We start from the raw sequence: 12,271 nt of genomic DNA, 5'->3' as shown, positions 1-12,271 counted from the left end.
ATCACCACGTATATTTGACGCCGATCCTGGCGGCATACTGGCGGTAGTCCTGAGCCCCCCAGGAGCCCGCTATGTTGGTCCACCCTGTCCATCCCTTGGTGAAGTCTGCATGGACCCCGAGCTTCAATTCATAGCGATCACGGGGATACAGGCTGCCCACGGGCAATTGATTGAATGACACTGAGCTGTCCGTGTCCGTATGCCACCAGTTCACGGTGACGAAAGGCTGGACCTTCCGGCCATTCTTCATTTCGTAGGTGCGGTGGGCGCGCACCCCCAAACGGCCGATCGTGCCGTGGGAATCGGCTCTGCCTACGCTGGTGCCGTTGGATTCGGCGACGCTGTCCTGGTCGTAACTCACATAGATCAACTGCGCTTGCGGTTCCAGAACCCAATCGTTACGCAGTTTGAAGGCATAACCGACTTCGCCGGATACCGCCCAGCCACGGGCGTCGTACTTCACGTCCGGCAAGTCCTCTCCTTCGACCTTGTTCTTGAACCAACCGTACTGGAACCAGGTGTCTACATAGGTTCCCAATTTGGTCTCGTTGTTTTCAAACCAGGTCCCGTAAAGTCCGACGCTGTAGCCTTCGACGCTGCCGCGGGCCTTGTACGGGTTGCCGTCAGCCCGCGCGGTGCTGCGGCTGTTGCCGAAACCGGCCATCGCGCCGAGGTGAAGGCGGTCTGTTTCCGAACCGAGCTTCCATTGAGCGAGATCGCCGCCGCCTTGCAGGAGAAACATGTCGCTGCTGACATCGAATTCGCCGTTCTTGCTATGCGTGCGGTCCCACTTTCCCGTCATGCGCAGCCACAGCGCGCGCCGTTTGTCGTCTTCGTCTTCGAACTGCTGGGTCTCAATGTATTGCGGTTCGCCCAGCCGGTCGTGCATGCTGTGTACAAACATCTGCCCGGCCAGCCGTTGGTTGGCGAGATAAGCCGCCACTTCCGGTCGATACAAGGGCTTTGGGGGCTGAGGCGGTTCGGGGGGAGGCGCCGGCGGAACAGGGCCGGGAGGGCCTGGGTCGGGAGGAACCGGATCAGGAGGAATCGGGGGCGGAGGTTCGGGATCCTTTTCCGAGCGCAAGTACCAGTTGTTGGCCTCTCCCGCGGTCGCACCGCCTCGAAACAGCCGGTACTCATATGGGCCGGCAACGGCCCGGCCGGCAAGCGTGAATGCGGAAGTCGCCGTAGTTCCGCCGCTCACCGCGTCGACCACCTTGATGCCACTGGATTGGGTGAGGGCGCCTGGGCCGCCGGTATTGCTGATACGCAGGGCGCTTTGTCCGGTTGCCGTGCCTGAAATAACGAGCAGATCGGATGGCGCGCCATCGCCAGCAAGAAAGGTGTTCAGCGCGACGGCGCTGCCAGTGCCGCCGACGTAGTTCGATACCGTCAGCGTCTTGTAGACGCCGCCGATCGGAGGCGAGTAGACGATCTGGCTGGCGGTGTTGGTCAAATTGGTAATGTTGGAGTTGCCGGTCATCGTCCAGAGCGTGTTCGACTGAAGCGCTACGTTCGATACGCTATCCGGCGCAGTGGTGGCCGCGCCCGTAAGGGTTGAGCCCAGGACCGTGATATTTGCCTGGCCCGGGGACGCGGCGGGCGCTGCAAGCGGCTGCGCGGCAACCGCATTGCCTAGCAGCGTGTCCGGATCGGGTATGCCGCCCAATGGGGCATCGGGACCTGCCATCAAGGGAAAGTCTTCGATCGTGGCGACACGCAGCCAGTTGCCATTTCCGGACACCACCGTATCGACGAGCGAGATGTTGCCCATTCCCGCCACGCCTATCGCCGGGGCGCCGGTGCTGGCGACGCTGGATCTGGTCAATTCGATTTCGGCCGCCGGTCCGGGATCGCCCAATGCGAACAAACCCATGCCGGCGGCGCCGCTCACGCGGATCACGGCGCCATCGCCGACGATTCGGCCGCCGTTTTGCGCAACGGCGCCATGGGCCAGGGCGCCGGTTACCGTCACGGGGGTTTGAGCAAGCGAGATGAGGCTGCCGGTGTCGCGGGCCAGGGCGCCATGCGCGGAAGCTCCTTGCGTGGCAACGCTGCTGGCGCTGGACGTGATGACCCCGCCGCTGATCGCGCGCAGACCCACGGCGTCGGCGCCTTCCGTGGCGACCGACGTGTTGAGCAGCGCGATCGTGGCCGGCGCTTCCAGGAAACTGCGCTGCGCCATTGCGCCATAGGCGTGCCCGCCCGTGGTCCGGATAGTGGAGCCTTGCGCGGAAATCGCGGCGGGAAATTGGGCTCCTGCCTGTTCGACGACAGCATAGGCGCCGAGGGCCAGCGTGCCGGAAGTCACGACCGACACGTTGTCCAGGGCAACCGAGCCGCCGTCGTCGGCGACAACCCCCATGGCCTCGTCGCCTGCGGTTTGAACCGTGCTTCCTTGCACCCCGAGTTGTGCGCCCGGGTTGCGCGCCGCCAGCGCATGCGGGCGCCTGTCGCCAGCGGAAACGGTCCCTTGCGTGGCGATGGATGCGTTCGTCACGGTGATGGAACTGCCCAGGTCGGCCAGTACCGCCATCGCATTGCCGTCGCCCGTGGTGAGGATCGCGAGGTTATTTGCGACTACCGTCGAATTCGCGGCGAAGATGCCATTGGCATTTATCCCGCGGCTGGTCACCGACCCCTGCGACAGATTTACCGTGGCGCCGGCGCTTGCGCGCAGGCCGTGCGCCGTTGCGTTCGATGCGGATATGGTCGTGTTCGTCGCTTTCAGCGTGGAGCCAGTCCCGTCGATCTGCGCACCGATCGACGCACCGGTACCCGCCGCGATGCTGGCGGAATCCATCGTCACCGAGCCGCCCGCTGAAATGTTCAGGGCAATCGACCGTGAGCCATTCACCTGGACCGAACCGCCGTTGATGACTGCTGTGGAGCCGGCGTCCTGCACCGACAAGCCATGTCCGAACTGCCCAGTCGTCGTGATGGCGTTGTTTCCTTGCATGCCTACGCTGCTGCCTGACATCACGAGGACGCCGGCAGCCGGATTGATCGTGGTGCCGGAGCCGCGTGTGCTGATCGACACGTCGGTCAGAGACACTGCCGCGCCATTTTCGACGCGTACGCCCGCGGCACTGGTGCCGCTGGCGGTGCCCACGCCCGGGTCGCCGGTGACGATGGAAATGCCGGCCGCGTTGATACGGCTCGGCACGACAGTCCCGCCGCTAGTTGCGGTTCCGCTTGCCCACAACCCATGGCTGCCGATGGCCGAGCCGCCGGAGGTAATGGTCCCTGTGGTGAGTATCGAGGTGCCCGGTCCTATCGTTGCGCTCGCGCCGCCGTCGACGCGGACCCCGAACGAGCCCCGTCCCGCCGTGCTGATGGTCCCGCCCGTAAAGGCAATCGAGCTTCCCAGGCCAGTGGCATTGAGCGCATGGTTGCCCGCGCCGCCGGCGCCCTGCGTCGCAACGTTGGACGCGATCATCTGCACGGTACCGCCGCCTGTGGCAAGCACGGCGATGTTGTCATTGACGGTCGTCGTCAACCCCAGCGTGATGCGGGAACCTGTGGCTGTCGCGATACTGCCGGCCCCGGATGCGACCAGGCCCAGCTGTCCCGTCGCTGCCTGCACCGTGGTGATTGTGCTGCTGTCGAAAACAACGCGGCCACCATTTCCGGCTATCGCGCCGATGTAGCTGCGAGGCAAGGTCGAGCCTGTTCCGCCCAGATTCAGGAACACGCCGCTGGCCGTGATTGCGCCGCCGGGGTTCTCTGCATCCAGCCCCGGTTGGCTCGCGTTAAGTACGTTGACGGTACTGCCTGGCGTCACCGTGCATGCGCTTCCAGAGCGGGTGACGGGACCTGCCGGACAGGTTGTTTGGGCCACAGCATCGGCGCCCAGCGATAACGATCCCAGCAATAGATACCGCGCGGTCTGCAATACAGCCGCAGGGCGCGGCGCCGCATCGCTATTGCGTCCTTCCATTCGCCTGTTACGCATTGGAGCCTCCATTGGGGCACTCGCGAAACAACTGGGTAGGAACTAGGCAATCGAGAGCGGGAGCTTCGAGTACGAATGACCCGCGTAATGCTTGCGTTTCAACGTAGCATGTCCATTTCCGCATGGTGTGCAACAAATTGAAACTATGTTGCATATCTTTCACAATGCTTGCGGATAAGCGCTGCTAGGCGTTCCGCAAGCGCCGACCTGTTCTTGGGGAATCGGAATTCGGACTGGGCGTTGTTTGTCCATGATGTTGCCCAACTTCTTGATGACTACGCGCTTCATATCCGCGCTGGCCGCCACCTTGGCAGTCGCTTGCGCCCGTCAGTCCGGGGACGGCACAATCGCAGCGCGCGGCCCTGTTTCCGCCGCCGGAGTCTCTTTCAAATGCAGGTTCTATCCGTCCCGGCCACGCTCGATGCCAGCGCGCGCGTCACCATCGCCAGCGGCCCGCACCAGGCCGAATTCGCGCCAGGCGGCGGCGGTCGCCTGACCCGGTTGGCCACCGGCGCGCACGACTGGATCGTGCCGCTGACCGACACGCAGTGGCCCGCCGGCCGCTGGCCGCGGGCGGGCTCATACCCGCTGGCGCCGTACTCCAATCGCATCCGCGACGGCGTGTTCACCTTCAATGGCGCCAGGCACGCGTTGCAGTCCGTGCCCGGCCGGCCCCATGCGATCCATGGCGCGGGCCTGTATCAGGCGTGGCGCGTGCGCAGCCAGAGCGCGGACAGCGTCGACCTGGTGCTGGAGCAGCCCGCCGGCGTGCTGGGCTGGCCCTGGCCTTTCGAGTGCGTGCAGCGCTATCAGCTGGACGCGCGCGGCCTGAGCGTGACGCTTGCCATCGTCAATTTGGGCGACACGCCCATGCCCTGCGGCCTGGGGCTGCATCCGTATTTCACGGCCGAGCGCGTCACACTGCATGCGCGCCGCGAGTGGGCGGCGGACGCGGAGGGACTGCCCACCGGCAGCAAGGCCGTTCATGTGCGCGAACTGCGGCGCTCGGCCAGCGGCTGCGATACCTATCTGTCGCAGTGGGAAGGGCGGGCCACCCTGCATTGGCCCGATGGGCACCAGCTCTCGCTGCATGCCGATCCGGCCTTTGCGCACCTGGTGGTGTACACGGCGGCCAGCTCCGAGTTCCTGTGCGTGGAGCCAGTCACCAATGTGGCGGACGCGTTCAACCTGGCGGCGGGCGGCGAGGCGCGCACCGGCATGCGGGCGCTCGAACCTGGCGCGCGCTTCAGCGCGACCGCTTTGCTGGGCCTGGAGCCGCCGCGGCCGGTGCGTTCCTGAGGCCTGCAAGCGGCGCTTGGAAAGCGCCGCCGCCTGCGGCGATAATCCGGGCAAACCAAGTCCAGGAGTCCTCTAATGAAAAAGCTCAGCACCGAACAATTGCAGGCCGCGGCCGAGACCCTGCGCCGCGTGCAGGCAAGGCTGGCCCGCGCCGGCAACCTGCCGCTCGAGCCCACCCTTTACGCCTGCGCGCAAGGATTCCGCCGCAACGTGCCCGATTACCTGTGGTCCTGGCTGTCGGGCTTGCTGGCGCCGCACAAGAGCCTGGGCGCGTGGATGGATGCGCATCAGCCGGGATGGCGCACTGGCAAGACGCCCGCCGCCGTGGTTTACGCACGCAGTGAAAACGGCTGGTTGGAGTGGCTGATCGCCGAGTTGGAAGCCGAGATCAACGATCCTCACGCCCGCGCCAGGCGGGAAGGGCGCGCCTGACAGCATGCGCGCGAGGCGCCTGTGATCCGGACCGCAGGCCGGTCCGCTGCCTCAGGCCCGCTCGGGACGCGAGCGGCGCAGCAGCAGGAACAGCAGTTCCAGCACGGCGGCCGCCAGCAGGGCGGCCAGCACCGAGCCCAGCACCAGCGCATCCCACAGGCGCGGGGGGCCGACGCGGAACTGGATGGTGTCGAAGACCAGCCCCGCCGTGATGCCGGCGACGATGACGGCCTTCCAGCCTTGCAGGGGCGCCAGCCTCAGCATCAGCAGGGTAAAGGCCACCATACCCCAGAGCAGGGGTTCAAGCGTCTGATTGAGAATGTGGTCGAGCAGAAGAGACTCCCGATGGCGTTGCGCTCGCGGTTGCGCGCAGTCGAGTTTGTACTGCTTTCTGCTTGCAATTGCGAGATGCCCCGCCGCGGCGGGCGGCGAGGCATGGCGCGGGCTTCCTAGAAACCTTCCAGCACGATCTTCCCCTGCGCCTTGCCGCTTTCGATGAAGGCGTGGGCGCGGCGCAGGTTTTCGGCGTTGATCTTGCCGTAGTGCGTCCCCAGCGTGGTGCGCAATGTGCCATCGTCGATCAGGCGCGCGGCCTGATTCAGCAGTTCGTGCTGCGCGATCATGTCGGGCGTGCCGTGCAGCGGACGCGCGAACATGAACTCCCAATGCAACGACGCCGACTTGGACTTGAGCAGGCGCACGTCGATGGCGGCGGGATCGTCGATCAAGGCGATCTTGCCTTGCGGCGCGATTGCTTCGGCCATCTGCGCGAAGTGCTGGTCGGTCTGGGTCAGGCCGGCGATGTGGCTGACGTGCTGGAAGCCGAGGCGCTTGAGTTCGGCGGCCAGCGGCTGGCTATGGTCGATGACGTGATGTGCGCCCAGCTCGCGCACCCAGGCCTGCGTTTGCGGACGCGAGGCGGTGCCGATCACCGTCAGGCCGGTCAGCTGGCGCGCCAGCTGCACCAGGATGGAGCCCACGCCGCCTGCGGCCCCGATGACCAGCAGACTGCCCTGGCTGGGCGCGCCGTTGTCCAGCACGCGCAGCCGGTCGAACAGCAGTTCCCAGGCGGTGATGGTGGTGAGCGGCAGCGCCGCGGCCTGGGCATAGTCCAGGCTGGCGGGCATGCGGCCGACGATGCGCTCGTCAACCGCATGCAGTTCGCTGTTGGCCCCGGGGCGGTTCAACGCGCCCGCATACCAGACGCGGTCGCCAGGCTTGAACAGGCTGGTCTTGGCGCCCACCGCGCGCACGATGCCGGCGGCGTCCCAGCCCATGACCTCGGGCTGGCCGTCCTTGGGCTTGCGGTTGGCGCGGATCTTCACGTCCACCGGGTTGACCGAAATGGCGCGGACCTCGACCAGCAGGTCGCGTTCGCCGGGCACGGGATCGGCGAGGGTGATGTCCTGAAGCGCCTCGGGGTGGTCGGCGGGCAGGTTCTTGAAGTAGGCGATGGCTTTCATGGGTTCAGGCCGTGATCAGATGATGGAGCGCACCACGCCGCCGTCCACGCGCAGCGCGGCGCCATTGGTGGCCGCGGCTTGCGTCGAGCAGGTGTAGACGACCATGTTGGCCACTTCTTCTACCGTGGCCAGGCGCCGCAGCAGCGACGTGGGCCGGTGCTGGGCGATGAAGTCGCGTTCCATCTGGTCTTGCGTCACGCCTTGCTCCTTGGCCATTTCGGCGAAGAAGTCCGACACGCCTTCCGAACGAGTGGGGCCAGGCAGCACGGCGTTGACGGTGACGCCGGTGCCGGCGGTCAGTTCGGCCAACCCGCGCGACACGCCCAGCAAGGCGGTCTTGCTGACGCCGTAGTGGATCATTTCCGCGGGGATCTGCACGCCGGATTCGCTGGAGATGAACACCATGCGGCCCCAGCCGGCGGCCAGCATGCGCGGCAGGTAATAGCGAGACAGGCGCACGCCGCTCATGACGTTGGTGTCCAGCATGTATTGCCAGTCGTCGTCCGTGATTTCGGTAAAGGATTTGGGCGCGAAGTAGCCGGCGTTGTTGACCAGGATGTCCACGTCGGGATGGGCGGCCGAGATCGAGGCGGCGCCGTCGGCGGTGGCGAGGTCGGCCTGCACAGTGCTCAGGCGGGCGGCGGGAAACTGCTTGGCGAGCGAGGCGGCGGCCTGCGCCAGCTTGTCGGCGCTGCGGCCGTGCAGCACGACTTCGGCGCCGGCCTCGGCCAGGCCCGCGGCAATGGCCAGGCCGATGCCGCCGGACGATCCGGTGACCAGGGCCTTCTTGCCGTTCAGTTCGATTTTCATGGGGTGACTCCTTGCTTGTCGGGGAATGGAGCCATGATTACCCAGTCCAGAGCGGGGAAAAAGCGGCTAGCATCGCACTCAGTTTCAATAAGTTTTTGAAAATGAGGCCTGGGATGGTGCGGTTCGAGGATCTGAGGATATTCATGGCGGCGGCGGACCAGGGCAGCTTTTCCGCCGCCGCGCGTGAATTGGACCTGACGCCGGCGGTCGCCAGCGCGGCGCTCAAGCGCCTGGAGCTGGCTCTGGAGACGCGCCTGTTCGTGCGTTCGACGCGCAGCCTCAGGCTGACCAGCGACGGTGAACGCTATCTGGAGCATGCCCGCTCGGCGCTGTCGGCGCTGGAAGCGGGCCGGAACGCCGTGGCGCGCAACAAGACGGAGATCTCTGGCACTTTGTCCTTGTCGATTCCGTCCGACTTGGGGCGCCATGTGTTGCTGCCCTGGCTGGACGAGTTCCAGGAACGGCATCTGCGCGTCAACTTCCAGGTGCGCATCAGCGACCGCCTGGCCGACCTGTACCGGCAGCCGGTCGATCTGGCGGTGCGCTATGGCACGCCGAACGACTCCGGGCTGGTGGCGCTGCCGCTGTCCGAGCACAACCGCCGCGTGGTCTGCGCCTCGCCCGCCTATCTTGCGCGGCATGGCGTGCCGCAAGTGCCAGATGATCTGCGCCGCCACAACTGCCTGTCCTTCGTGCTGGGCGAAACCCTGCACGACCGCTGGGCCTTCAGGCATGAGGGCGCCGCGCTTACCGTCCCGGTCAAGGGCGACCGCGTGGGCGATGACGGCGAACTGGTGCGCCGCTGGGCACTGGCCGGCCATGGCCTGGCCTACAAATCGCGTTATGACGTGCTGGCCGACTTGCGGGCGGGCAGGCTCATCGAGGTCCTGGCCGACTACACCAGCGAGCCCTCGCCGCTGTATCTGCTGTGCGTGCACCGCATGCTGCTGTCGCCGGCGGTCAAGCGCCTGCGCGAGTTCTTGCACGAGCGCTTCAAGGCGTTCGAGGCCGGCTAGCCGGGCCTCAGAGCAGGCCCCACGGGCCCCTCGATGCGCGGTGGCCGGCCCGCTGCTTCGCCGCGCTTGCCTTCGCGCACGTGTTCGATTTTCTCGCGCACGAATTATCCGGCCTGCGTGGAAGCGGATTCTCCTTGGTGTTTGTCGCGCGCCGCTCGTTCTAGGGCTTTTCGTTCAGGCATGACGACACCTCCTGGCTTGCATTGCGGGAACGCGTTGCGCCGCGCCGAGGCCGGTGCGACGGAACTCGTAACACCACTCTTGCGCCGTGGGCGTATGCTGTGTATTCGAATGGATTGCCGGTCGTAAGCGCCGGAACACCGCCGCCAGGCCGACGATGCACGACTCACCCCCTAAGCGGAGACGAGCTATGTCGAATCATGTCTACAAGCAGATCGAACTGGTGGGCTCTTCCACCAAGTCGACCGACGATGCCATCGCCCAGGCCATCGCGCGCGCGTCCGAGACGCTGCGCAATCTGGATTGGTTCGAAGTCACCGAAGTGCGTGGCCACATCAAGGACGGCAAGGTGGCCCACTGGCAGGTCGGCTTGAAGATAGGCATGCGGCTGGAAGGGAACGAGTGAGTCCGCCTGCTGCTTCTTTCTTGAGCACTGCTTCCAAGTGATTGTCGGATAAAGGTTTTTTCAGCTTGTTATCCGACTGTGCAGAGGCTTGTCCACATTCGGTGGGGACAAGCCTGTCTCGCTTTCGTCTCTCGCCGTCCTCTATCGTCGCAGCATCGCCGGGCCGGGGGACTTGAGCGTTTCTTGAGCGGCCCCTGCAAGTGCTTGGCCTGTAAGACATTTTGCAGGCTGCCCTCATACTGTCCTCAGGCTTATCCACATTTGCCGGGGACAACCGGGACACGTCGATACGGCGTTTGAGCGATTCTTGACCACCCCTTGCAGGCGCTTGATATGCAAGGGGATTTCCGACCTGCCCTCATACTGTCCTCATGCTTTTCCACAGAACGCGGGGACAAATGCACATAGGCTCGTGGCCGCGGCGCAAGTCCGCCGGTTCATCCCGATTTCGGTGGATAAGTGGGCCAAAAATCATCCAAAAGGATGATTGCTCATTTTTTGACCGGCGCTTGCAAGTACCCGGCAGGACAGGGAATTTTCAATATGCCCCAAGGCTGTCCTCAACCTTCTCCACAGTTGTCGGGGATAAGTGTGAGCCCCCACGCCGCGCAGTAGCGCACACCGGGAGGCCCGGCTATCGCCGGGATTGCTCGGGCTTCTTCAAAGCGCGCGATTCCAGTAGACGCCGCGTGTCCTCCAACTCTTTCTGCAACAGCTCGGCATCCGGTAGCACCGTCCGATAATTGGCGGCCATCACCTTGGTCGGCAAGCCATCGAGCGCATACCGCGCCAGAGCATGGCCCTTGTCGGCACACAGGATGAGGCCCACCGGCGGGTTCTCATCCGGGTACGCCCAATGCTCTTTGGCATAGTTGCAATACATGTGCATCTGACCCGCGTCGGCATGGGTCAGGCTGCCCAGCTTCAGGTCGATGATGACCAGGCAACGCAGCTTGCGATGGAAGAACAACAGATCCACCCGGTACCAGGTCTGGTCGATGCGTAACGGGCGCTGCCGCCCGACGAAGGTGAAGCCTTCGCCCAGCTCCAACAGGAAGTCTTCCAGGCGCTGGATCAAGGCCGCTTCCAGGTCGGATTCCGAATACTCGTCCTTGAGGTCGAGGAATTCCAGCACATACGGGTCTTTGATCGCGTCGTTGGGCGTGACTGCATCCTCGGGCTTGGCGACAGAACCCTTGAGCAGCATCGCCGCTTTGTCTTTGGACAGGGCAGTGCGTTCGTAGAACTGGCTTCCGATCAGCCGATCGAGCTGACGCACGCTCCAGCCCCCGCGCAGCGCCTCGGCCTCGTAGAACCGGCGGGCATGGTCATCCTTGACCGCAAGCAGCCGAACATAGGCCGACCAGGGCAGGGTGAAGACCTGGGCCAGTTCGGACAGGCTCAATTTCCCAGACACTGTCTGGGATTTCTCTGCGGGAGGCTCGTTTCCCAATTTCCCAGTCAGTGTCTGGGAAATCTCGGGCTGGGGGCAGGCGAGGAAGAAACGCCGCATGCTTTCCAGGTTGTTGGCGCGCAGCATCCAGTAACTCCACAATTGGTCGGCACACCCGAGTTGGCAATGTCGGTCGTCGTTCGGTGACGGATGCCTTGCGTACCAACATGCGGCACGCCAGCGGCCTTGAGTACGCGCGTCCAGCAGCCGATAGGCTTCCTCGCTCATGGGTTTGGAAATGCCGCCAGGTTTTACTGTCAGGCCACACCACGCGGCGCTTTTCCAGATCAATCCAAGCCCATTCCTGCGAAGTGATTGATAAACCTGCTGTATCTAGCCTTGGCGTAATCCGGCGAATTGCGGTACTGGAGTCATCGTTGAACCAAAAAAAAGCCCCCCGACGTATCGGGGGGCTGGATCGCCCGGAGGTAGACGGGCGATCTCTGCCGGCCGGGAAGAACCCGCGCCGGCAGCGGCGGCGATCAGGCGTTGAACTTCTTGATCCAGTCCACGTAGCGGTCCACCCAGCCTTGCAGGAATTTGCGGGTGCCTTCGTTGGTGATGTTGTACTGGTCGTCGACCAGGCCTTCCGTGTATTGCAGGAAGACTTCCGGCGTGGTCAGGGTATTGGCGCCCTCGGCGGCCAGGATGTTGCGCAGGTGCTGCTGCATCAGCGCGGTGCCGGCAGCGCTGGGCGAAGTGCCGACGACGCCGACGGCCTTGCCGGTCCAGGAGTTCTGGCCCCAGGGACGCGAACCCCAGTCGATGGCGTTCTTGATGGCGGCCGGCACGGAGCGGTTGTGCTCGGGCGAAACGAACAGGATGCCCTGGGCGTCGGCGATCTGCTGCTTGAGCTTGGCGGCGGGGGCGGGCAGGTTGTTCTCGTTGTCCTGGTTATAGAGCGGCACGTCGCCCAGGCTCACGTATTCGAACTTGAAGTCCGCGGGCACCAGCTTTTCCAGCGCGCGGGCCAGCCGCAGGTTGAACGAGGCAGCGCGCAGGCTTCCGACGAAAACGGCAATCTTGTAGGTGCTCATGGGGCGCAGGCTCCAAGGGTTGGACGGGAATGTCAGTGTAGACCTGTACGCAGGCCCGCTCAATCATGATCGCGGATATGTTTATTCAGGATCATGACGCCCTGATGTCCGCAGGGCCCCGGCCGCGAGGAGCACCAACGTGGTGCGGAATGCGCGCGTTTCACCATTGTGGCGTGCCACGCGGTGCGTGATCGCGCGGGCCACGAGCAGACCTCGCGCA

Annotated in this window: 10 protein-coding genes and 1 pseudogene; 4 read left to right on the top strand and 7 right to left on the bottom strand. The window is 64.7% G+C overall.

Going from position 1 to position 12,271, the window contains the following annotated elements:
• Position 1 precedes the first annotated feature (1 nt).
• Entirely contained in the window at positions 2-3,955 is a 3,954-nt protein-coding gene (locus WBB14_RS23510) for an autotransporter outer membrane beta-barrel domain-containing protein (protein WP_424241979.1), read from the bottom strand.
• A gap of 390 nt (positions 3,956-4,345) precedes the next feature.
• On the opposite strand from WBB14_RS23510, the gene WBB14_RS23505 reads away from it, so the two are divergent.
• Complete coding sequence (locus WBB14_RS23505) at positions 4,346-5,254, top strand: aldose 1-epimerase (RefSeq protein ID WP_424241978.1); 909 nt, start codon at positions 4,346-4,348, stop codon at positions 5,252-5,254.
• 75 nt (positions 5,255-5,329) lie between these two features.
• Entirely contained in the window at positions 5,330-5,686 is a 357-nt protein-coding gene (locus WBB14_RS23500) for a hypothetical protein (protein WP_424241977.1), read from the top strand.
• 51 nt (positions 5,687-5,737) lie between these two features.
• Here the strand turns inward: WBB14_RS23500 and WBB14_RS23495 are convergent, their stop codons facing one another.
• The 3 genes from WBB14_RS23495 to WBB14_RS23485 all read right to left on the bottom strand — a co-directional run bounded on the left by WBB14_RS23495 (position 5,738) and on the right by WBB14_RS23485 (position 7,959).
• Positions 5,738-5,971 carry a hypothetical protein gene (locus tag WBB14_RS23495; RefSeq protein ID WP_013395203.1) on the bottom strand — a complete coding sequence of 78 codons (234 nt, stop codon included), beginning with the start codon at positions 5,969-5,971 and terminating at the stop codon, positions 5,738-5,740.
• A gap of 164 nt (positions 5,972-6,135) precedes the next feature.
• A complete protein-coding gene (locus WBB14_RS23490; RefSeq protein ID WP_424241976.1) occupies positions 6,136-7,149 on the bottom strand; it encodes a zinc-binding alcohol dehydrogenase family protein in 1,014 nt (337 codons plus the stop codon).
• A gap of 15 nt (positions 7,150-7,164) precedes the next feature.
• Positions 7,165-7,959, bottom strand: a complete 795-nt coding sequence (locus WBB14_RS23485; RefSeq protein WP_424241975.1) for an SDR family NAD(P)-dependent oxidoreductase — start codon at positions 7,957-7,959, stop codon at positions 7,165-7,167.
• A gap of 113 nt (positions 7,960-8,072) precedes the next feature.
• On the opposite strand from WBB14_RS23485, the gene WBB14_RS23480 reads away from it, so the two are divergent.
• Positions 8,073-8,975, top strand: coding sequence for a LysR family transcriptional regulator (locus tag WBB14_RS23480; RefSeq protein WP_424241974.1), 903 nt, complete (start codon positions 8,073-8,075; stop codon positions 8,973-8,975).
• Between the two features lie 107 nt (positions 8,976-9,082).
• On the opposite strand, the pseudogene WBB14_RS23475 reads toward WBB14_RS23480, so the two are convergent.
• Positions 9,083-9,157: pseudogene (locus WBB14_RS23475) on the bottom strand (DUF6496 domain-containing protein); the annotation flags it as partial.
• Between the two features lie 188 nt (positions 9,158-9,345).
• Here WBB14_RS23475 and WBB14_RS23470 point away from each other — a divergent pair.
• Positions 9,346-9,561, top strand: a complete 216-nt coding sequence (locus WBB14_RS23470; protein WP_013395198.1) for a dodecin — start codon at positions 9,346-9,348, stop codon at positions 9,559-9,561.
• Between the two features lie 634 nt (positions 9,562-10,195).
• Here WBB14_RS23470 and WBB14_RS23465 read toward each other — a convergent pair.
• Positions 10,196-11,305, bottom strand: a complete 1,110-nt coding sequence (locus tag WBB14_RS23465; RefSeq protein ID WP_424241973.1) for a PDDEXK nuclease domain-containing protein — start codon at positions 11,303-11,305, stop codon at positions 10,196-10,198.
• A gap of 191 nt (positions 11,306-11,496) precedes the next feature.
• Positions 11,497-12,051 carry an NADPH-dependent FMN reductase gene (locus WBB14_RS23460; RefSeq protein WP_424241972.1) on the bottom strand — a complete coding sequence of 185 codons (555 nt, stop codon included), beginning with the start codon at positions 12,049-12,051 and terminating at the stop codon, positions 11,497-11,499.
• Positions 12,052-12,271 lie beyond the last annotated feature (220 nt).

This window comes from Achromobacter sp. (assembly GCF_049647645.1).
Classification (GTDB): domain Bacteria; phylum Pseudomonadota; class Gammaproteobacteria; order Burkholderiales; family Burkholderiaceae_B; genus Achromobacter.
Note: the sequence above shows the minus strand (reverse complement) of the source record. Positions and strands in the feature narration are given on the sequence as shown.